The 21427-nt window shown below is 58.9% G+C and carries 19 protein-coding genes, 2 tRNA genes and 2 pseudogenes; 20 read left to right on the plus strand and 3 right to left on the minus strand.

The window, feature by feature from the left end:
• Positions 1 to 16: 16 nt before the first annotated feature.
• The 10 genes and pseudogenes from bamC to NL116_RS07440 all read left to right on the plus strand — a co-directional run bounded on the left by bamC (position 17) and on the right by NL116_RS07440 (position 6486).
• Positions 17 to 1132, plus strand: a complete 1116-nt coding sequence (gene bamC / locus NL116_RS07395) for an NlpB/DapX family lipoprotein (RefSeq protein WP_494376615.1) — start codon at positions 17 to 19, stop codon at positions 1130 to 1132.
• 4 nt (positions 1133 to 1136) lie between these two features.
• Positions 1137 to 1895 carry an MBL fold metallo-hydrolase gene (locus NL116_RS07400; RefSeq protein WP_494376616.1) on the plus strand — a complete coding sequence of 253 codons (759 nt, stop codon included), beginning with the start codon at positions 1137 to 1139 and terminating at the stop codon, positions 1893 to 1895.
• Between the two features lie 28 nt (positions 1896 to 1923).
• On the plus strand, positions 1924 to 2637 hold the full coding sequence (gene purC / locus NL116_RS07405) for a phosphoribosylaminoimidazolesuccinocarboxamide synthase (protein ID WP_007944067.1): 714 nt from the start codon (positions 1924 to 1926) through the stop codon (positions 2635 to 2637).
• A gap of 83 nt (positions 2638 to 2720) precedes the next feature.
• Positions 2721 to 2810, plus strand: a tRNA-Ser gene (locus tag NL116_RS07410).
• A gap of 267 nt (positions 2811 to 3077) precedes the next feature.
• Positions 3078 to 3431 (plus strand): annotated as a pseudogene (locus NL116_RS07415) (phage tail protein); the annotation flags it as partial.
• 326 nt (positions 3432 to 3757) lie between these two features.
• Positions 3758 to 3994, plus strand: a complete 237-nt coding sequence (locus tag NL116_RS07420; protein ID WP_233098942.1) for a DUF4258 domain-containing protein — start codon at positions 3758 to 3760, stop codon at positions 3992 to 3994.
• The gene (locus NL116_RS07425; protein ID WP_494376617.1) at positions 3994 to 4425 is read left to right on the plus strand and encodes a helix-turn-helix domain-containing protein; all 432 of its coding nucleotides are present in this window, start codon (positions 3994 to 3996) and stop codon (positions 4423 to 4425) included. The genes NL116_RS07420 and NL116_RS07425 overlap by 1 nt, the downstream gene beginning before the upstream one ends.
• Before the next feature lie 591 nt (positions 4426 to 5016).
• Positions 5017 to 5605: pseudogene (locus NL116_RS07430) on the plus strand (glycoside hydrolase family 19 protein).
• Positions 5606 to 5689: 84 nt separating this feature from the next.
• Complete coding sequence (locus NL116_RS07435; RefSeq protein WP_494376618.1) at positions 5690 to 6286, plus strand: hypothetical protein; 597 nt, start codon at positions 5690 to 5692, stop codon at positions 6284 to 6286.
• 106 nt (positions 6287 to 6392) lie between these two features.
• Positions 6393 to 6486, plus strand: a tRNA-Ser gene (locus tag NL116_RS07440).
• A gap of 142 nt (positions 6487 to 6628) precedes the next feature.
• On the opposite strand, the gene NL116_RS07445 is transcribed toward NL116_RS07440, so the two are convergent.
• Positions 6629 to 6919: a DUF3077 domain-containing protein gene (locus NL116_RS07445; RefSeq protein ID WP_494376619.1), complete on the minus strand. Its 291-nt coding sequence runs from the start codon at positions 6917 to 6919 to the stop codon at positions 6629 to 6631.
• Positions 6920 to 7504: 585 nt separating this feature from the next.
• On the opposite strand from NL116_RS07445, the gene NL116_RS07450 reads away from it, so the two are divergent.
• Positions 7505 to 7837, plus strand: coding sequence for a hypothetical protein (locus NL116_RS07450; protein WP_494376620.1), 333 nt, complete (start codon positions 7505 to 7507; stop codon positions 7835 to 7837).
• Between the two features lie 29 nt (positions 7838 to 7866).
• On the opposite strand, the gene NL116_RS07455 is transcribed toward NL116_RS07450, so the two are convergent.
• Both NL116_RS07455 and NL116_RS07460 read right to left on the minus strand, forming a co-directional pair.
• Complete coding sequence (locus tag NL116_RS07455; RefSeq protein ID WP_494378018.1) at positions 7867 to 8463, minus strand: cupin domain-containing protein; 597 nt, start codon at positions 8461 to 8463, stop codon at positions 7867 to 7869.
• A 65-nt stretch (positions 8464 to 8528) separates the two neighbouring features.
• On the minus strand, positions 8529 to 10490 hold the full coding sequence (locus NL116_RS07460; protein WP_494376621.1) for an oxidoreductase: 1962 nt from the start codon (positions 10488 to 10490) through the stop codon (positions 8529 to 8531).
• A 217-nt stretch (positions 10491 to 10707) separates the two neighbouring features.
• Between NL116_RS07460 and NL116_RS07465 the strand changes: the two genes are divergently transcribed.
• The 9 genes from NL116_RS07465 (at position 10708) to NL116_RS07505 (ending at position 21425) form a co-directional block, all read left to right on the plus strand.
• Positions 10708 to 11757 carry an ABC transporter substrate-binding protein gene (locus NL116_RS07465; RefSeq protein ID WP_494376622.1) on the plus strand — a complete coding sequence of 350 codons (1050 nt, stop codon included), beginning with the start codon at positions 10708 to 10710 and terminating at the stop codon, positions 11755 to 11757.
• 75 nt (positions 11758 to 11832) lie between these two features.
• Entirely contained in the window at positions 11833 to 12615 is a 783-nt protein-coding gene (locus NL116_RS07470; RefSeq protein ID WP_494376623.1) for a class II aldolase/adducin family protein, read from the plus strand.
• A 383-nt stretch (positions 12616 to 12998) separates the two neighbouring features.
• Positions 12999 to 13646 (plus strand): TetR family transcriptional regulator C-terminal domain-containing protein, encoded by a 648-nt coding sequence (locus tag NL116_RS07475; protein ID WP_494376624.1) that lies wholly within the window; start codon positions 12999 to 13001, stop codon positions 13644 to 13646.
• Positions 13647 to 13738: 92 nt separating this feature from the next.
• Positions 13739 to 14455 carry a response regulator gene (locus NL116_RS07480; protein ID WP_494376625.1) on the plus strand — a complete coding sequence of 239 codons (717 nt, stop codon included), beginning with the start codon at positions 13739 to 13741 and terminating at the stop codon, positions 14453 to 14455.
• Between the two features lie 5 nt (positions 14456 to 14460).
• Complete coding sequence (locus tag NL116_RS07485) at positions 14461 to 15234, plus strand: substrate-binding periplasmic protein (protein ID WP_494376626.1); 774 nt, start codon at positions 14461 to 14463, stop codon at positions 15232 to 15234.
• Positions 15231 to 17492, plus strand: coding sequence for an ATP-binding protein (locus NL116_RS07490; RefSeq protein ID WP_494376627.1), 2262 nt, complete (start codon positions 15231 to 15233; stop codon positions 17490 to 17492). The genes NL116_RS07485 and NL116_RS07490 overlap by 4 nt, the downstream gene beginning before the upstream one ends.
• Positions 17493 to 17686: 194 nt before the next feature.
• The gene (locus tag NL116_RS07495) at positions 17687 to 19099 is read left to right on the plus strand and encodes an amino acid permease (RefSeq protein ID WP_494376628.1); all 1413 of its coding nucleotides are present in this window, start codon (positions 17687 to 17689) and stop codon (positions 19097 to 19099) included.
• Between the two features lie 332 nt (positions 19100 to 19431).
• Complete coding sequence (locus NL116_RS07500; protein WP_494376629.1) at positions 19432 to 20223, plus strand: enoyl-CoA hydratase/isomerase family protein; 792 nt, start codon at positions 19432 to 19434, stop codon at positions 20221 to 20223.
• A 41-nt stretch (positions 20224 to 20264) separates the two neighbouring features.
• Positions 20265 to 21425 carry an acyl-CoA dehydrogenase family protein gene (locus NL116_RS07505; RefSeq protein ID WP_494376630.1) on the plus strand — a complete coding sequence of 387 codons (1161 nt, stop codon included), beginning with the start codon at positions 20265 to 20267 and terminating at the stop codon, positions 21423 to 21425.
• Positions 21426 to 21427: the final 2 nt, after the last annotated feature.

Below are 21427 nucleotides of genomic sequence, written 5' to 3' on the forward strand. Positions count from 1 at the left end.
TGAGGAAGTACAACGCATGAAGCGAATGGCCGGACTTTCCGCACTTGCCTTGATTATCTCCAGCACCAGTGGCTGTGGATGGGTCTGGGGCCCGGAAGGTTATTTTCGTGACCGTGGTAGCGATTACCTGGAAGCGCAACAGACTGCACCGATGCAATTGCCAGCGAATATCACAGACGCCAAACGTCTGGATCCTCTGCTGCCGATCCCGCGCAACGTGGCCGATGACACCGTCAAGGGCGAATACATCGTTCCTCGTCCGCAGCCGTTGTCGGCGTCCGCCGATGCCAGCCCATACACCCTGCAGAAAGTTGGCGATTCGCGTTCGATCCTGGCGCAGAACCCTCCGGCCGAAGCCTGGCCAGTGGCTGTGCAGTTCTTCCAGGACAATGGTTTCCGTCTGGATGAACAGAAGCCGCAAACCGGCGAATTCACTACCACCTGGCAGCATTCCGACGAACTGTCTGCGGCGATGGCCAAACGCCTGAGCGCAGCCGGCGTCAGCACCGACAGCGAAACCCGCGTGCGAGTGCGAATCGAGCCGGGCGTGCAGCGCAACACCAGTGAAATCTATGTGGTCAGTGCCGAGCGTCCTGCCGGCAGCACCGCCGATGTGGAATTCACCAACCGTTCGGTCAACACCGGCCTGGACGCAGCACTGGTCGACGACATGCTCGCGAGCATGAGCCGCATTTCGGAGAAGGGCGGCTCGGTCTCCATGCTGGCTTCGCGTGATTTCGATACGCCAAGTCGTATCAGCCTGAGCGAAGACGGTAGCGGCAACCCGGTTCTGAACGTCGGCAACGACCTGGACCGTGCCTGGTCGAGCGTCGGTCGTGCGCTGGAGCAAGGCGAATGGCGCGTTGAAGACATCAACCGCAGCCTGGGCCTGTACTACATCAACCTGTCTGAAAAAGCCGAGAAGAAAGACGAGAAGCCTGGCTTCCTCAGCGGCCTGTTCGGCAGTGCGCCGAGCAAGGAAGAAGTTGAAGCCCGTGCCGAGCGTTATCAGGTTCGCCTGAGCAAGGTCGGTGAAAACGTCCAGGTAACCGTCGAGAAAAACATCAACACCGTGGCGCCAGCAGACGTGGCGCGTAAGGTATTGAGTGAGATTCAGGACAAACTGGGCTGATCACATGCGTTTTGCCGTTCTCGGCAGCGGTAGCCAAGGGAACGGCACGCTGGTAGCCAGCGATGACACGTACGTGCTGGTGGATTGTGGTTTCTCCCTGCGAGAAACCGAAAAACGCCTGCTGCGCCTGGGTGTGAATCCGGCGCAGTTGAGCGCGATACTCGTGACCCACGAACATGCCGACCACGTGCATGGCGTGGGTTTGCTGTCTCGGCGCTACAATCTGCCTGTCTACCTCAGTCGCGGGACCCTGCGCGGGATGCGCAAACCGATTGAACCGGCTGGCCTTCTGGCCGGCGGCGAGCAACTGCAGATCGGCGCTCTGAGCATCGGCGTCATTGCCGTGGCCCACGATGCACAGGAGCCGACGCAATACGTCTTCAGCGACGGTGAGCGACGCTTCGGCCTGCTGACCGACCTGGGCTCGTATTGCGACACGGTGCTGGACGGCTATCGGGACCTCGATGCGTTGATGATCGAGTCCAACCATTGCCGTGACATGCTGGCTCGCGGTCACTACCCGTACTTTCTCAAACAGCGGGTAGGCGGTGAACTGGGACATCTGAACAACCACCAGGCGGCATTCCTGGTGTCTGAGTTGGGCTGGCAAGGCCTGCAACATTTGGTCCTGGCCCATCTGAGCAGCAAGAACAACCTGCCGCAGCTGGCCCGGCAATGTTTTGTCGACACCCTCGGGTGCGACCCGGACTGGCTGCAACTGGCCGATCAAAATTCAGGGCTCGACTGGCGACACATCGCCTAGCCCATCTACTTAGCAAGCGGAGCCCATCATGGAAAAACGTGAAGAACTCTACCGCGGCAAAGCCAAATCGGTTTACAAGACCGATGACGCTAACCGCTTGATCCTGCTGTTTCGCAACGACACCTCGGCGTTCGACGGCAAGCGCATCGAGCAGCTCGACCGCAAAGGCATGGTGAACAACAAGTTCAACGCCTTCATCATGCAGAAACTCGAAGCTGCCGGCGTGCCGACCCAATTCGACAAACTGCTGGGCGACAACGAATGCCTGGTGAAGAAGCTCGACATGATCCCGGTCGAGTGCGTCGTGCGTAACTACGCCGCTGGCAGCCTGGTCAAGCGCCTGGGCGTCGAAGAAGGCATGAAGCTCAACCCTTACACTTTCGAACTGTTCTTGAAGGACGACGCCAAGGGCGACCCGTTCATCAACGAATCCCACGTCGTGGCCTTCGGTTGGGGCACCGCCGAGCAACTGGTTCGCATGAAAGAACTGTCGCTCAAGGTCAACGAAGTCCTGAGCAAACTGTTTGACGACGCCGGCCTGCTGCTGGTCGACTTCAAACTGGAATTCGGCGTATTCCACGACGGCTCCATCGTCCTGGGCGACGAATTCAGTCCGGACGGCTGCCGCCTGTGGGACAAGGCCACCGGCAAGAAAATGGACAAGGACCGCTTCCGCCAGGGCCTCGGTGATGTCATCGAAGCCTACGAAGAAGTCGCCAATCGTCTGGGCGTACCGCTTTAATCGACGCAAGCATCTGATAGCACAGAATTATTTTGCTTAGGGGGTTCGCTTCCTGCGAAAGTGTTGTTATGATGCGCGCCGTTGGAGAGATGCCAGAGTGGCCGAATGGGACGGATTCGAAATCCGTTGTACCTTCACCGGTACCTAGGGTTCGAATCCCTATCTCTCCGCCATTACATAGAAAAAGCCCCGTAGCTGAAAAGTTACGGGGCTTTTTGCATTTGGGGGAGATATGGGGGAATCGCTCTCCGTGCCATTCCCGCAGACACACGCTACTATCCGCAATTGGCCTTTTACGAAAAACGCGGTGACGCCTGGCGAGCCCAGATCCGTCGCAAAGGATATGCGTCCTGACCTTCGCCCCAAAAGGTCGCCGTACCCAAACGGTCCAAAGCTCAAATTGAGGCGAACGCCAAGGCGGAGGGCGAGGGAACAAACCTTACGGCGCGCGGGATTGCCGGCAGGTTTGCGCCGACGGGTATAAGCGCGATGCGGCCTTGAGTTAAGGCGTTCAAGCGTAAAGACGGTTGGTGGGAAAGTGCGGACGCAGTCAGCCTATACGAATCGAACTATGCGGCGGCCGGATTTTACAAGGTCGACCGGCCCCCGCACGGCGGCATAATCGTCATGACGGTTGGCTGCACGGTTCACCCGAACCATGCGGGGATCTACCTCAGCATCGATCCGGCGCTACCAGGCGAAGAGTCGAACACATTCGGCCCCGGTCCTTTCCTGCTGCACCACCTGTATGGGCGCCCGACGAGATCATCGTATACGGTGGCCCTTGGCATTAGCGCACACGTTTGATTTTGAGGCACCGCGGCACAAATCAGAGTACAAGTGCAGCGCGATAAAAATTTTGACTATCCTAATCCCTGCCGCTATACCGTTTGTCGCTTCAGTATTTGGTTGATGATGATGAGCGCCGCTGATCTTGGGCACCTTGTACGCCAGTAAAGATCGATGATTTACGCACGTGTTGACAATATGGGGTTGCGCACTAGTATTGCGCTACCTATAAATCTTATAGGTATGTATGAGCACTATTCCACCGTTATGGTCGCCACAGGAGCTCGAAAACCTGATCCACGTGCTTGCGCGGGACTCAGCGAGAGTGGTTATGACCGATCACTTCCTCGAAAGGCTTGCGCAGCGAGGAGTGACTGTAGGTGAGGCGCTGAGGTGCTTGCAACGCGGTGCCATAATCAAAGGTCCAACGTACAGCGCGGAACACAATAGCTTTGAGTTCAGGATGTGCGAGCCTGCGCCGCGGGATATCGTTTGCGTTGTCGCGGCAGTAAAGCCAGTTCCTGACCCCGGCGAGACGATCGCCATCACCGTATGGGAGGTGAAGTAATGTTTGAATATACAGGGAGCGGCCTGGAAGGCATCTACCTGAAAAACGGCTATACGATTGTTGAGACGTCGTACGGCAGTGGCGTGAAGATTCGGGACGTTGAGGGCCTGCACCGCGCGATTGCAATGGACATTGTCCAACAGAAGAAGCCTATGACAGGGCATCAGTTCCGTTTTCTAAGGAAAGAGCAGGATCTGATTCAAGAGGAAGCGGCGGCGCTTTTCCGAGTTGACGTGCAAACAATTGCAAATTGGGAAAAGAAGGGCAGCGACCCTGTGCCAGGTGCTTCCGACATTGCTATGCGTGCATGGTACTCGGCATATATTCATGCGAACTATGGGCCGGTTAAGGTAGAAGCCGATATCCCGCCAGATGAAGGTGCTACATTCCAGCTCTGCGGAGATCACTGGATCGAAGCCCGCGCAGCCTGATCGCAACAGAGCCCAGCCTACCCGCTGGGCCTTTTCGTTTCTTTCACCCCTATCAGGATGAGGAAGAATCATGCAGATTTTGATAGGGAAGATGGCGGTGATGCTGCTGGCGGGGTACATAGCTCCACGATGAATGAGGCCAGGCAGGAAGGTCCGCGCAAAGTTCTTTACTCGAAAAAATCAGACAAGGCAGTTGCCCAGTGCGTGCAGTATGAGTGGCAGAACCAGTCTTTGTTTGGGGTAACACCTGAAACCACCCTTCAGCTAGGCCGGGATAGCGGTTATACGATCTTCACGGCAGGCTCCGAGTATTTCGTCCACATCGAGCCGGGCGCATCTGGCCTAGTCGGCAAGTAATACGCTGTACTGAACAATTGGATATCTGAGATGCGACTGGACGCTCTGCAAAGCTGCCTATAAGTAGAAGTTGAATTTGTAGCCCGCTTCCGCGGGCTTAGGAGGGCGCCGCAGGCTTTCTTGACATCACCACTCAGCCTATTCGCCCGTGTAGATTGACGACGACATCCGACCCGCCAATGAGCGGGTATTTTTTTTGCCTGGAGAAAAGTGTTGCCTATCACCCAACAGTAACTGCTGCAGATCCTTCCAAACGTCGGCCCAGTTGTCGGCGTTTTTGTGTCCGCGCTAAACGGCGCGATGGCGCGCTTCCAGATTCAGGGGCGGCTACGTGTCGCTGTCTTCTTGGCTCAGGTCGGTCATGAGTCTGGTCATCTGCGCAACTTGGTCGAGCCTGAACTACAGCGCCAGGGCTTGGTCAGGGATTGGTCGAAGCGGTTCAATCTGCTGACGGCAACTTCTGTTGCCCCTAGGCCCGAGCAGATCTCGAACATCGTCTACGCCTCGCGGCTGGGCAATGGGCCTGCTGCAACCGGTGACGGCTGGTGGTACCGGGGCAGGGGGGGCTGATTCAGATTACTGGCTGAGTCAAATATCAGGCGTGCGGCTCGGCCCTGAGCCTTGACCTGCTGACCAAACCTGATTGCTGGAGCAGCCTTTCTATGCTGCGCTGTCTGTCGCCTGGCTCTGGTCGAGCAATAGCCTGAGCGAACTGGCGGACGCTGAGAAGCTCGAGGCGATCACTCGGAAGGTGAATGGCGGCTTGAATGGCCAGGCCGATCGGTTGGCTATTCGTAGTCGCCCACGGGCGGCCTTGGCATGACCTGCGGCAGGTCCAGTTGAGGGGCATTGCCTAAAATCCTGTGTCCCGACAAACTTTCTCCACCCATTTAGAGAATATTACTCAATGCTGGCATCGGACGTTGTATCGATTTTACGCAAAGAAATTGATTCCGCAAAAGGGAGCGGTTTATCTGACGTTTCGCTCGACAGCCTTACTAAACTGGTAGACATGATTGATGCAGAGTCACAACGATCACCAGAAAATGTTGAGCACTTACAGGCACGCATTGAGCAATTCAAGTCTAGCTTGGTGGATTGGCAAAATGACAATCAGCGCAATCATGAAAGTCGGATGGAGATGTTGCGGGCGACTATTTCGACCTCACATTTAGCTATCAAGAGTGCCTTGCTGATTAATGGTGGCGCTGCTGTAGCATTCCTGGCATTTCTGGGAACGGCTTGGTCGCGATTCAGTAGCGCAGCGGTCAAGGAACTTTTGGCCTTGTCGCTTGAGCATTTCGTTATAGGGGTTATGTTCACGGGTGTTGGAGCGGGCGTGGCGTATCTCTGCCAAGCAGCATTCGGCGGCGATCTTGGAAAGCACAGCGAAAAGATCGGGGAATGGTTGCGCTGGGTTGGAGTTTTTCTGGTCCTTGGTTCCTTTTGGAAGTTCTATGAGGGAAGCCAAACGGCGCTGCAGGCATTCATAAATGGCGGCTGACTCGGAATTTCGATGGTGGGGGAAAAACGGGGAAACATTCCCCCAAATGATGTGGAATCACGTTGTGTTGGTCTGCGTCTCAAATGAGGCCCTGAAGGGGTTGTGAGGAAGGGCGCCCAATGATTATTTGGGCGAAAACGGATTCGAAATCCGTTGTACCTTCACCGGTACCTAGGGTTCGAATCCCTATCTCTCCGCCATTACATAGAAAAAGCCCCGTAGCTGAAAAGTTACGGGGCTTTTTCGTTTCTGACGTTTCGCTCAGGGTGTTTTTTAGTTGCGCTTTCAACCAGAGTTGAAGGCCCCCTGATATCTCGGGCGAATACTCAGAGTGGCGGGGCACTAACTTGCTGTCTTTTCACTCTTCCGAACAGGCCGTGGCGAAACAGCCTTTACCACATCATCGATCAGCGCTTTTCCCATCGAAGTCAAATAGTGCGCAGCCCAAGCATGACGGTCGGTGTCTTTTGCATAAGCTGCATCTTCTGTGAGCACCTTGGCCAGGAACAGGAAATCCGAGGCCTGTTCCAATGCAACACTGATGGGCACACCCGCGCTGACGTGGAACATTGCATTGTCTGAGCAATAGATAGGGGTGAAGCCAATGGTTTTTGCTTCCGTTGGTTCGCTCATTTGCCACCTCCATTGATGCACAGGTGAAGGCGACGAAGCGGGAAGCTATATTGCGCAGAGCAGCGGTGAGCGAAAGGATGATTTTTAGGCGGATTTACTTTGTTCATTATCAGTTCCCTTGATTTGAGGAACTGCCACTTAGCCGTCTCAAAAGCTTGGGTGGCAGCCATGCGTGGTGTGAGACCCGGCAATCAAGGCAACCGGTAGGCCCGAAGGCCTTCCACGCACAGCCGCCATAAAACCGTATCGCAGTCGAAAAAAACACCGCGATGGGTTCTGTGGCGCTTTGCGCCTTGATTGGTATCCGGGGTCTCACGCCCGATCGCTGAATGTGCAGCGACGTCTGGAGAGTATCCCGACGTAGATATGACCAACAAGGAGGCAACTTGCCCAAAAGCAGAGCAAGCGTACCCTCTTACGCAACTCTCGGATTTTGCCTACAACTTCATCAAGAGTCACCCGGATAGTCTGCTAACCGAGCATCGCAAAACCTGAACGCCAAAACAGGAAGCGACTGCTCGAAGGCAAATCCACGTCATTAGCTATCATGCAATACACAACAAGTAACCGGATGACGGAGGACGCATGAACAGATGGCAACGGCTTTGGTTGTCTGTAAAGCTCATAGCTGCCGTAGCGGCCTGCGTAGCCGCCGGTGTTCAGGCCTTCTTTTACATGATGGACAGCACTGACGCCTCCCGAATACACCCGCTGAGTATTCTGGTTGCCGGGCTGATCTTCGGCTTCATCACCTTCGGGCTCCTCTCAATCATTGAAGGAGGTATACGGCGACTATTAGCCCCATTGTTCACCGCCAAACCCCAACCTCAAGCGAACGCTGACACCGATTCAGAGCTGGTAGCGCAGCCGCCGCTCATCCTGTCTGCTGATGATTCAACTCAACAGAAGAGCCTGTGAGCTGACATTCGGCGGCCAATGCCAAACCCTCAAAACGTAGGCGGCGTCACCACCCAAATCACCACCGCATCCACTTCCCCCGGATTCCCATACCGATGCGGTTCCTGGCTGGAAAAACTGAAACTATCCCCTTCACCCAGCAAAAAATGCCGTTCCCCCACCCACAATTCAAAACTGCCCGACAGCACATACCCAGCCTCTTCGCCTTCATGGCTGTAACTCTGCTGGCTATACGCCCCCGGTGGAAACCGCGAGTGCAGCATCTCCAGCTGCCGATTCGGCTGCGGCGTCAGCAGGTGATCCACAATGCCGTCTTCGTAATGCACACTCATGCGGGTGTTTTTACGCACGACAATGCCGTCATCTTCCGGCGCCGTTTGCGTTTCGCTGGCGAAGAACCATTGAATGGTCACGCCCAGGCTCCGGGCGATGTTGAACAGGGCGGGGATGGAAGGGTAGGCAAGGTTGCGTTCGAGCTGGCTGATGTAGCCCGCCGTCAATTCGCTCATCTGCGCCAACTCGGCCAGGGTCATGCCCCGACGTTTACGCAGGCCACGAATCCGGGTGCCAAGGAAGTGCGGCGCGGCGGCGCCGTCCTGTGTGGGCGCGCCGTTGGCAGGCTGCATCTTGCTGCGGTTGCTCATGGCGTGCTCCAACCCGGGGTCTGTCAAACCCCGGAGTATAAACAGCCTTAAAGCTCCCACGCGACTTTCAAACCCTCGTAGATGGCTTCTTCGACGGTGCGTGGGGCGAGGCAGTCGCCGATGCGGCGAAACTCCACCAGGCCTTGCAGCTCTGCGCCGAGGGTGTCGACGGGTTGATGGCCCTGGCAGAGCACCAGGGTGTCGATGTTTTCGAAGATCATCGGTTCGCCGCTGGCGGTGTGTTGCAGGTAGACGGTGTTGTCGTCGCAGCCATACAGGCGGGCGTAGGGGGTGATCGGGATGCCGAGCTTGTGCAGTTCGCCGGCCAGTTGATCGCGCACGTACAGCGGCAGGTTTTCCCCGCAATGGGTGCCGTTGACCGCCAGTTGCACTTGATGCCCTGCACGGACCAGGCGTTCGGCGATGCCGGGGCCGATCCAGTCGCAGCGCCAGTCGACCACCACCACCGAACGGCCGATTTGCACCTCGTCACGCAGCACTTGCCACGCGTCGACCACCTGTAATTCGCCGCCGCGCTCGAACGCTGGCCAATACGGTTCGGCGCCGGTGGCGACGATCACCCTGTCCGGCCGTTCGCGTTCCACCAATGCCCGGTCGACGTGGGTGTTGCGCACCACGCGCACGCCGGCCAATTCCATTTCGCGTTGCAGGTTGGTGCTGGCGCCGCCGAATTCAGAGCGTTTCGGCAAGAGTTGCGCGAGCAAAACCTGGCCGCCGAGTTGCGAGCTGGCTTCGTAGAGGGTCACGTCGTGTCCGCGCTGGGCGGCAACGGCGGCGGCTTTCATGCCGGCGGGACCACCGCCCGCGATCATGATGCGTTTACGTTGCTTCGCTGGTTGCCGTTGGCCGAAGATCAATTCGCGCCCGGTTTCCGGGTACTGGATGCAGGAGATCGGCAAGCCTTTGTGGAAGTGGCCGATGCACGCCTGATTGCAGGCGATGCAGGCGCGCACATCTTCGACGTGGCCGGTGTCGGTCTTGTTGGGCATTTGCGGGTCGCAGATCAGCGCGCGGGTCATGCCGCAGACATCGGCCTGACCGCGCGACAGAATCAGCTCGGCTTCCTGTGGCTGGTTGATGCGCCCGGTGACGAATAGCGGAATCGACAGGCCGGCCTTGAACGTTCCGGCCTCCTTGGCCAGGTACGCGGCTTCAATCGCCATCGGCGGCACGATGTGCACGGCGCCCCCCAATGAAGCCGAGGTGCCCGCGACGATGTGCACGTAATCCAGCAATGGTTGCAGCGATTGCACGGCGGCCAGGGATTCGTCTTCGGTCAGCCCTTCGGGATCGCGCTCGTCGGCGGAGATGCGTAGACCGATGATGAAATGCTCATCGGTGTTGGCGCGTACCGCGACGATCACTTCGCGCAGAAAGCGCAGGCGCTGTTCCAGTTCGCCGTTGTAGCCATCGGTGCGGCGGTTGACCCGCGGGTTGATGAATTGCGCCGGCAGGTAACCGTGGCTGGCGACCACTTCCACGCCGTCGATTCCGGCCTGATACAAGCGCCGGGCCGCCGCCCCGTAACCGGCGACGATCTCGTCGATCATTGCCTGATCCAGCGCACGCGGCATCACCCGGAAGCGCTCGTTGGGCACTGCCGACGGTGAGTACGCGACGGCCAGCAGGCCATCGCTGGACTCCATGATTTCGCGTCCCGGATGGAAAATCTGCGACAGCACCACCGTGCCGTGAGCATGGCAACTGTCAGCGATTTTCCGATAACCCTCGATGCACGCGTCATCGGTCGCCATCAACACGTGCGAGGTGTACCGCGCGCTGTCATGTACCCCGGCCACTTGCAAAACGATCAACCCGACACCGCCTTCGGCTCGCGCGGTGTGATAGGCGATCAGCTGCTCGTTGACCAGGTTGTCGGTGGGCATCGACGTGTCGTGACCGCTGGACATGATGCGGTTTTTCAGGCGTTTGCCCCGCAGCTGCAAGGGTTCGAACAGGTGTGCAAAAGCGGCGGAAGAGGACGGCATGGTGCGGGTACTCCAGGCGGGCTGAAGCCGAAAGGCCGGGTTTTCGGCGTTGTTATTATTTACCTATAGAAATTTACCTTCAGTAAAAAATCAACTTGTTTTTTTACTGGCGCTCGCAGTAGATTCATTTGGCGCCCGCACCTGGGGCGAACCTCACAACAATAAAAATGGGTCTCGGCGGCGTTGAGTCGCGTGGCACCTGCAAGAGGAACCACTGATGAAATCGAACACGCTCAAGCACGGTTTTTATCCCTTGATGCTGTCCTTGGCCATGGGCCTGGGCAGCGCGCAGGCAGCACCGGACATGGTGGTGGTGGGTTACGGCGGTGCCGGCCAGAAAGCCCAGGATGTGGCTTTTTTCCAGCCGTTCAGCGTCGCGGATCACAGCAAGTTGATCCAGAGCGAATACAACGGCGAGATGGCCCGGATCAAAGTGATGGTCGACACCGGCAATGCCGATTGGGACGTGGTGCAGATCGAAGGCCCGGACCTGATGCGCGGCTGCGATGAAGGCATGTACGAAAAACTCGACTGGACCAAACTCGGTCACGCCGACCAACTGATACCCGATGCGGCGCAGACGTGCGGTTCGGCGGCGCTGGTGTGGAGCGTGGCGATTGCCTACGACACGCAGAAGCTGGCTCAGGCCCCGACATCATGGGCGGACTTCTGGGACGTGCAAAAAATCCCCGGCAAGCGTGGCTTGCGTAAACGCGCGGTGTACAACCTGGAATTCGCCTTGCTGGCCGACGGCGTGAAGGTCGAGGACGTGTATTCCGTGCTGAACACCCCGCAAGGTGTCGACCGCGCCTTCGCCAAACTCACCCAGCTCAAGCCGTACATCCAGTGGTGGGAAGCCGGGGCGCAACCGGCGCAATGGCTGACGGCGGGGGATGTGGTGATGACCTCGACCTACAGCGGACGTGTAGCCGCTGCTGCGCAAAGTGGTAGTCACCTTGGATTGGTCTGGCCGGGCAGTTTGTATGGCATGGATTACTGGGCGATCATCAAAGGCTCGAAACATGTCGATCAGGCCCAGCGTTTTATCGCCTTCGCCAATCAGCCGGACGCTCAGGTCAAGTACGTCGAGCAGATCCCTTACGGCCCGACCAATACTGAAGCCGCCGCCAAACTGGACAGCAAACTCGCGCAATGGGTGCCCACCTCGCCGCAAAACCTGAAGGGTGCGCTGTCGATGGACGTGGCGTTCTGGGTGGATCACGGCGAAGAGCTTGAAGAGCGATTCAATGCCTGGGCCAGCAAGTAGTCGCAAACGGCTGGACGTGGGAGCGCGCCCAGCCTTACTGTTTCGCCCAGTCGATCAGCCTGGAGACCTAAAACAATGAACGAGATCGCCACGTTTTCTCAGCGCAGCGCCACCGAGCAACACCTGCGTGAGGAATTGGCCGCCTGTTACCGATTGATCGCGCACTTTCGCATGACCGATCTGATCTTCACCCACATCTCGGTGCGCATACCGGGGCCTGAGCATCACTTCCTGATCAATCCGTACGGCTTGATGTTCGATGAAATCACCGCGTCCAATCTGGTGAAGATCGGCCTGGATGGCCGGGCTGTGGAGGCGTCTGCGTACCCGGTGAATCCGGCGGGGTTTGTGATTCACAGCGCGATTCACGGGGCTCGTGAAGACGCGCATTGCGTGCTGCACACTCACACCAAATCCGGTTGCGCGGTCGCTGCATTGAAGTGTGGTTTGTTGCCGGTGAACCAGATCTCGATGGAGTTCTATGGCCGAGTTGCGTACCACGACTATGAGGGCGTGGCGCTGGACATGAGTGAGCAAGAACGTCTGGTGCAGGACCTCGCTGACAAGCCGGTGTTGATGCTGCGCAACCACGGTTTGTTGACGGTGGGGGAGACCGTTAGCCAGGCGTTTTTGCGCATGTATTACCTGGAGAAAGCTTGCGAAATCCAGCTCGCCGCGCAGGCAGCGGGTGAGTTGGTGTTGCCGTCGGCTGAGGTTTGCGAACACACCGAGCGGCAATTCAATGATCCGGGCCGGCCGCTGGAAGAGGGCGAGTTGAGTGACCCGGACGCCATGCAGTTAGCTTGGGCTGCGATGCTGCGATTGCTTGATCGGGTGGCACCGGGTTATCGGGATTGACCTGTGTTCCTGAGTGAATCGGCTGGCGCCATCGCGGGCAAGCCACGCTCCCACAGGGTTATGCGTTGGGCACAAATAACCGGGTGAAACGTAGATCAAATGTAGGAGTGAGCTTGCTCGCGATGGCGGACGGTCAGGCGGCAACAATGTTGAATGTGACGGCCCCATCGCGAGCAAGCTCGCTCCCACAGGGTTATGTGTTGGACGCAAAAAATGAAAACACACAGATCAAATGTGGGAGCGTGGCTTGCTCGCGATGGGGTCGACTCGGTCTCAGACCCATGCAACCGACTAGAGACTTCCCATCCGCTTGCTGTACAGTCGTTCAGCGCGCGTATTAACCCGCCGCGCCCCTAACGATTGAACCACGGAGAGTGTCGCGCATGAGTCAGGAAGCCCGTTTTTCCCGCATGGAGCCGGAGCTGCGCAAGGCCAATCTGATCGAGGCGACGCTGGTGTGTCTCAAGCGCCACGGTTTCCAGGGCGCCTCGATCCGCAAGATTTCTGCCGAGGCCGGTGTCTCGGTCGGGCTGATCAGCCATCACTATTCCGGCAAGGATGAGCTGGTGGCCGAAGCCTACCGGGCAATCACCGGTCGGGTCATGAGCCTTTTACGCAACGCCATGGCCCATGCGGCCCCCAATCCCCGCGAGCGTCTGTCGGCGTTCTTCCGCGGTTCGTTCTCCGCTGAATTGCTCGACCCGCAATTGATCGACGCCTGGCTTGCATTCTGGGGCGCAGTGCGCACGGCCGAGTCAATCAACCTCGCTCACGAACACTCCTATGGTGAATACCGCGGCATCCTGCGCAAGGTCCTGACCGAACTGGCCCAAGAAGAAAACTGGGAAAACTTCGACGCCGACCTGGCCGCTATCAGCCTCAGCGCCTTGCTCGACGGTTTGTGGCTGGAGTCGGGCCTCAACCCCGGCACCTTCACCCCCGAGCAAGGCATCCAGATTTGCGAAGCCTGGGTCGACGGATTGCAAGCAGGCGGTCGCCAGCGGTTTTGCGTCCAGACGACGGGTTGTTGATCGGTCGTTCAGCTGTCGATACTCTCTGGCGCCACAGCAACAAAACACTCTAATAAGAAACAGGCCTTCGGGCACACGCGGGACACCATGCGATGACTCCTCGGGTATTGATCGTCGACGACGATCCGTTGATTCGCGAACTGCTGCAGGCCTACTTGTCCCGGGAGGGTTACGAGGTGCATTGCGCCGCCACGGCGGAGCTGGCCGACACGTTCCTGGCGAGCCAGACGGTCGATCTGGTGATGCTCGATATCCGCTTGCCCGGTAAGGACGGCCTGACCCTGACCCGGGAGCTGCGGGTGCGTTCAGAAGTCGGGATCATTCTGATCACCGGGCGCAACGACGAAATCGACCGCATCGTCGGCCTTGAATGCGGCGCCGATGACTACGTGATCAAACCGCTCAATCCACGCGAACTGGTGTCCCGGGCAAAAAACCTGATACGTCGGGTGCGTCACGCGCAAACGCCGCAACCGGCAGCGGTCATCGCCAAACCGGTCAAACAGTTCGCCGACTGGGCGCTCGACACCGACCGTCGACGGCTGATCGACCCGGCCGGCAGCGAAACCCTGCTGACCCACGGCGAATACCAATTGCTCAGCGTGTTCCTGCGCAACAGCGGTCACACCTTGAGCCGCGATCAACTGATGGACCAGATCCGCAATCGCGAATGGGTGCCCAACGATCGCTCCATCGACGTGCTGGTCGGACGCTTGCGCCGCAAGTTGCACGACGACCCGGCCGAGCCGCAATTGATCATTACCATTCACGGTGCCGGTTATCTGTTTACCGCCAGCGTGGCGGCCTGAGCCCGATGCTGCGGGTGTTTGGCCTGCTGTTGGCGCTGGCCGCGAACAGCGCGATGGCGGCGGAAAGCGTTCGCTATTGCGACTATCCGGTGTACCCGCCGATTTCCTGGAGCGACGGCAAGCAAGTGCGCGGACTGGCCCCAAGCGTGGTGAAAAACCTCTTCGGTCGTTTGGGCTATGACGTCGACATCATCGTGCTCGGCAATTGGAAACGCTGCCTGCTCGACGCCGCCGAAGGCCGGGTCGATGTGGTGTTGGCCTACAGCACCGCGCAACGTGAACAGAGCATGGTTTTTTCGACGGTGCCAGTGTTGCGCGAGGAAGTCGCGTTGTTCATCAACCGTCAGCACCCGGTGAAATTCGAGCGTCTTGAAGACCTGGCCAACTACCGTGGTGGGTTGCTGTTCGGTGAAAGTTACGGCGTGGATTTCGACCGTTTGGTCGCCCAGCACCAGAACATCGAATGGGTCTCTGACAGCGGCCAGAACTTCGGCAAACTGATTCGCGGGCGCATCGATTTCATCACCTCGGAACGGCGCACCGGCCAGCTGTATGTCGAGAGCCTGCCGGGCGCGCAAGACATCGTCGCGCTGCCCAATGCCTTGAGCGTCGACTATTTGCGAGTGGCCGTTTCACGCCAATCCCCCTTGGCCAATCGCATGCCGGAGATCGACGCGCAACTGAAACGCATGGTCGAGTCCGGGGAGGTCGAGCGTCTGTTGAATGAAAGCGAAGTCACCTACCGCGACATGATCAACCTGCCGGCGAATTCCCAATGATCCGCGCACGTCCGGGTGGCCTGTTGCGGCGTCTGCTGCTGTTCATTCTGTTGTTCAGCCTGTGTTTCACCGTGCTGGCGAGCACCGTGCAGCTGTACTTCGAATACCGCCGCGAAATGCGCGACATCGACTCGCGCATGGAGTTGATTCGGGCCGGTTACCTGGCCAGCCTCGAGCGCAGTCTCTGGGACTTGAACCAGGAACAACTGAACGTGCAGTTGCGGGGGCTGGTGGACTTTTCCGACGTGGCGCGGGTGCACCTGATCAGCCCTGATTTCGATCTGCTGCAAGGCAACTCCGAGCCGGTCGGGCCATTGCGCGTCGAGCGTTTTGAACTGGATTATCAACCGCCGACCGGGCCTTCACGGCACTTGGGCCAGTTGGAAGTCAGCACCGATCTGGGCGCGGTGCATCAGCGCCTGTTCGCCACCGGTTTGACCAGCCTGCTGTGGATGAGCGTGTTTCTGTGCGGTCTGGCCGTGGCGTTGTCGGGGCTGTTCTACCGCTTGGTCACCCGGCACCTGCAAGTCATGGCCGAGTTTGCCCGGCGCATCGCTGCGGGTGACTGGCACGAGCCGTTGCACCTGGACAAACGCCGTCACGCCCACGAAGACGAAATCGACACCGTGGCCCATGCACTGGACGATATGCGCCGGGCGATTCTCAGTGACATTGACCGCCGAGAAACCGATCGGCTCGCCCTGCAAGACAACCGCGATGAACTGCTGCGGCTGGTCGAGCGCCGCACCGCCAGCCTGATGCGCGCCAAGGACGAAGCCGAGGCGGCCAACCTCGCCAAGTCGCGTTTTCTGGCGACCATGAGCCACGAGTTGCGCACCCCGCTCAACGGCATTCTCGGCATGGCCGAATTGCTGCGCGGCGCACATCTGGATGAGCGTGACGGCAAACGTCTGGATGCGCTGTACAAGGCCGGGGAAGGGCTGCTGTCGATTCTCAATGAAGTGCTGTATTTCGCCCGATTGGAGGAGGGCGTCAGCCACCCGGAACCGGTCGATTTCTCGATCCGGCAACTGCTCGACGAAGTGCTGACGCTGCTGGAGCCGCGGGCGTTGAGCAACGACACGACGCTGAGCTGTCGAATCGATCCGCAGGTCGCCGAACGGCACCACGGCGCCGAGCAATTCTTGCGTCAGGTGCTGAGCAACTTGCTGGCCAATGCGATCAAGTTCACCGAAGGCGGCAAGGTTGAGGTCGACATCGCGCTGTTGGCCCAAGGCCCGGAACAGGCCGGGCAACGTTTGCGCGTGAGCGTGACGGACAACGGCATCGGCATCGCCCCGGTCATGCAGGAAAAGATTTTCGAGCGCTTCACCCAGGCCAGCGAAGAAGTGGCGCAACGCTTTGGCGGAACCGGGCTCGGACTGGCTATCAGCAAACATCTGGTCGAGCAACTGGGCGGACGCATCGGTGTTGAAAGCGACGTCGGACGGGGCAGTTGTTTCTGGTTCGAACTGACGTTGCAGGCGTCTACCGGCATCACCACCGTGGCGCAGAGCAGCGCATCCGTGCAGGCGCTGAAAGTGTTAGTGGTCGAGGACGTGGCGTTGAACCGCGAAGTGGTCAGCGGTCTGTTGCAGCGCGACGGGCATCAAGTCTGGCTTGCCGAAGAAGGCGAACAGGCACTGGTGCAATGTGCCGGGCAGGCCTTCGATTTGATCTTGCTCGACGTGCATCTGCCGGGCATCAGCGGTGTCGAGCTGTGCAAACTGATCCGTCACAACCAAGGCCCGAACCGTCAGGCGCGGATCTTCGCCTTGACCGCCAGCGTGCAGCCGGCCTTGATGCGCGGCTATCTGGAGGCCGGGATGGACGGCATTCTCGCCAAGCCGCTGACGCTCGAAAACCTGCGACAAGTGCTGGCCGGGCAACGGTCGGTGCCCACGCCACAACCGGATGACGAGGCGATGGACTGGCCGCTGCTGGACACCCATCGCACCTTGCTCGGTGAACAGAAACTTCAGGGGTTGCTGGCGGTCTTGCGCGACTCGATCAATCAGCATCGCGACGCAATCACCGAAGCCATCCAGGCCGACGACTGCACTGAAGTCGCCCACCTGGCGCACCGACTGGCAGGCAGCAGCGACTCATTGGGCTTTCGTGCGTTGGCCAATGTGCTGCGAGACTTGGAGGCGGCCGCGATGGTCAACGACGAGTTGGCATTGCGGACGTTGGCGCCCAAGGTTCAGGCGCAATTGCGGGACTCGCAACAGACGCTGGCGGACCTTTTGCACCGCTGAGATACAAGTTCGTTACGACTTTTTACAACTTCGATCTTTACGGTCAACCGGACCTTACATGCGCTTCCAATAATCGAGGCAACCGCCACAGCGCGGTCTTCGAAGCTTATTGGAGATAATAATAATGAACTGCCGTAAAGCTGATTCTTCCCCGCGCCATGCCGCACACCTTGCTGACTATTGAGGGGGCGGACATGAGCGAATCTACTGAAACCAAAGGCATCCAACTCACCCGCGCCCTGAAAAGCCGGCACATTTTCATGTTGTCGCTGGGCGGCGTGATCGGCACCGGGCTGTTCATGGGCTCCGGCGTGACCATCAACCAGGGCGGGCCGGTGGGCGCGATTCTGGCGTATCTGGTCGCCGGTTTTCTGATGTACCTGGTGATGGTCTGCCTGGGCGAACTGTCCGTGCAAATGCCGGTGTCCGGCTCTTTTCAAGCCCACGCGACCCAGTTCATCGGGCCGGCCACCGGCTTCATGATCGGCTGGGTGTACTGGATGAGCTGGGCGACCACTGTGGGCCTGGAATTCACGGCGGCGGGCATGTTGATGACGCGCTGGTTTCCTGCGGTGCCGATCTGGTATTGGTCGGCGCTGTTCGTGGTAGTGCTGTTCGGTTTGAACGCACTGGCGACCCGCGCCTTCGGTGAAGCGGAGTACTGGTTCTCCGGGATCAAGGTCGCGGCGATCCTTGGCTTCATCGTCGTCGGTGTGCTGGTGATTTTCGGCGCCATTCCGCTGACCAGTGGTGCTCCGGCGCCGATGATGAACAACCTGATCGGTGACTCACTGTTCCCCAATGGCCTGTCGGCGGTGTTCGCAGTGATGATGACGGTGGTCTACGCGTTTCAGGGCTGCGAAATCATGGGCGTGGCCGCCGGCGAAACCGATCAACCGGAAAAAAGCATCCCGCGCGCGGTACGCAATGTGGTGTTTCGCGTGTTGATTTTCTATGTGCTGGCGATTGTGGTGTTGTCGGCGATTGTGCCGTGGCGGCAGGCCGGGTTGATGGAAAGTCCGTTTGTGCAGGTGTTCGACATGGTCGGCATCCCTTATGCCGCGGACCTGATGAACTTCGTGATCCTCACCGCGATTCTGTCGGTGGGCAACTCCGGCTTGTATGCCTCGACACGCATTCTGTGGGCAATGTCGAAGACCGGCATGGCGCCAAAAAGCCTGTCGACCTTGAGCAAGCGCGGCGTTCCGTTACGGGCGCTGAGCATCACTCTGTGCTTTGCGCTGGTGTCGCTGATGACCAGTTTTGTCGCGGCAGACACGCTGTTCATGGTGCTGATGGCCGTGAGCGGCATGTCCGGCACCGTGACCTGGATTGTGATTGCGCTGGCGCAGTACAAATTCCGCAGGGCGTATCTGCGTGATGGCGGCAAGCTCAGCGATCTGAAATACCGTGCGCCGTGGTTCCCGCTGCTGCCGCTGACGTGCATTGCGTTGTGCTGCTCGCTGTTTGTGTTCCTGGCGCTGGATGAAACGCAACGGCCTTCGTTGTACTGGGGTTTTGGATTTATAGCGTTGTGTTATGGCGCGTACTTCCTGATTCATCGCAAACGCGAAGCGGTGCTGGCGCCGAGTCTGCCGACCGTCTAAATCCTTGATTCAACGCGTACTCCTGTGGGAGCGAGCTTGCTCGCGATAGCGGACGATCAGTCAACAGAGATGTTGAATGTGAAGCCCTCATCGCGAGCAAGCTCGCTCCCACAGTTGTTTTGCGGTGGGCTGTAGGCAGTTGTTCGAAGTTGTAACAGCGCCATCTTCAGGGCACAGGCTTGATCAAATAAATCCTTTAAATACAGATAGATAGATAAATTTTTGTGCTGTTACAGCCAATTTTCCTGCCGATTGCCGCCTTGCTGAACACTCGTTTAGTATGGCCTCAAGTCGCAACACCTCAGGCCCATCACAATAATTCGAGGATTCGCATGACTACTCAATCTTCTCTGCTCAGTCAGGTCGAAGCCGGCATTGCCTGGATCACCCTAAACCGCACCGCCCAGCGCAATGCGCTGGACATTCCGACCCTGAAAAACCTCCATGCCTTGCTGGACCAATTCGACGCCGACCCCGCCGTGCGAGTTGTTGTGCTGACGGGCAGCGGTCGCAGTTTCTGCGCTGGTGCTGACCTTGCCGAGTGGGCCGAAGCCGAAGCCCGAGGTGCCCTCGAAACCTACGGCTGGACCGAGACCGCTCACGCCTTGATGAGCCGTTTGTACAGCCTGGAAAAACCCACCATCGCCGCCATCAACGGTACCGCCGTCGGCGCCGGGATGGACCTGACGCTGTGCTGCGATGTGCGCATCGCTGCGCAATCGGCGCGCTTCAAGGCCGGTTACACGAGCATGGCCTACTCGCCGGACGCGGGCGCCAGTTGGCATCTGCCAAGGCTGATCGGTACCGAACAAGCCAAACGCCTGTTGTTCCTCGACGAATTGTGGGGCGCCGATCGTGCGTTGGCTGCCGGCCTGGTGGGCGAAGTCTGCGCTGATGAGCAACTGCTCGATGTCACCACTGAACTGGCCAACCGCCTGGCCAACGGCCCGACGTTCGCGTTTGCCCAGACCAAAAAACTCATGCGTGAAGGTGCCCGGCGCAGCCTTCCCGAGCAACTGCAAGCCGAACTCGCCGCCGGCCTGTTGTGTGGTCGCAGCGAAGACGGCAACGAAGCCCTGCGCGCCGCCCTCGAAAAACGCCCGGCCAATTTCATCGGTCGTTAAACCCCGACACCACCTTCAGCACACGAACAACAGGTAGCCCCATGAATTTCCAACTGACCCAAGAACAAGACATGTTGGTGGACGCGGTACGCAGTTTTGTCGCCAAGGAACTGCTGCCCCATGAGGAGGCGGTCGACCGTGCCGACGAAGTGTCCCCGGAGCTGGCGGCACAGATTCGCGGCAAGGCCATCGCCGCTGGTTTCTATGCCTTCAACATGCCGGAAGAAGTCGGCGGCGGCGGTCTGGACTACCTGTCCCAGGCGCTGATCGAGCGTGAACTGTCGAAGGTGTCTTGGGCGCTGCATGTGTTCGTCGCACGGCCGTCGAAAATCCTCATGGCCTGCACCGGCGACCAGATCAACGACTACCTGTTGCCGTGCATCCAGGGCGAGAAAATCGACTGCTTCGCACTGACCGAACCGGGCGCCGGTTCCGATGCCAACGCGATCAAGACCCGCGCCGTGCGCGACGGCGATGACTTCATTCTGAATGGCAGCAAACACTTCATCAGCCACGCCGGCCACGCCGATTTCGCCATCGTTTTCGCCGTCACTGACACTTACGAACACAATGGCAAACCGCGTAACGCCGTGACCTCGTTCCTGGTCGACCGCAACACGCCGGGCATGACCATCCGCCGCGGTCCGAAGTGCGTGAGCAATCGCGGTTACCACACCTTTGAAATGTTCTTCGACGACTGCCGCGTCCCTGCTTCCAAAGTGCTCGGCGAAGTCGGCAAGGGCTGGGACGTGGCCAACGCCTGGCTCACCGCCGGGCGCGTCATGGTCGCCGCCAACTGCGTCGGTCAGGCGCAACGGGCGCTGGATATATCGCTGCAATGGGCGGCGGATCGCAAGCAGTTCGGCCAACCGATCGGCACCTATCAGGGCATCTCGTTCAAGCTCGCGGACATGGTCACGCAGATCCGCGCCGCTGAACTGCTGACCCTGCACACCGCCTGGAAAATGGACCAGGGCAGCATGACCGATGGCGAGGCCGGCATGGCCAAGCTGTTCGCCAGTGAAGTGCTCGGCAAGGTCGCCGATGAGGCGGTGCAGATTTTCGGCGGCATGGGCCTGATGGATGAATGCCCGGTGGAACGCATCTGGCGCAACGCGCGGATCGAGCGCGTCTGGGAAGGCACCTCGGAGATCCAGCGCCACATCATTTCCCGCGAATTGCTGCGGCCGCTGTTGCGCTGATC

The organism is Pseudomonas sp. FBCC-B1667 (assembly GCF_059133255.1).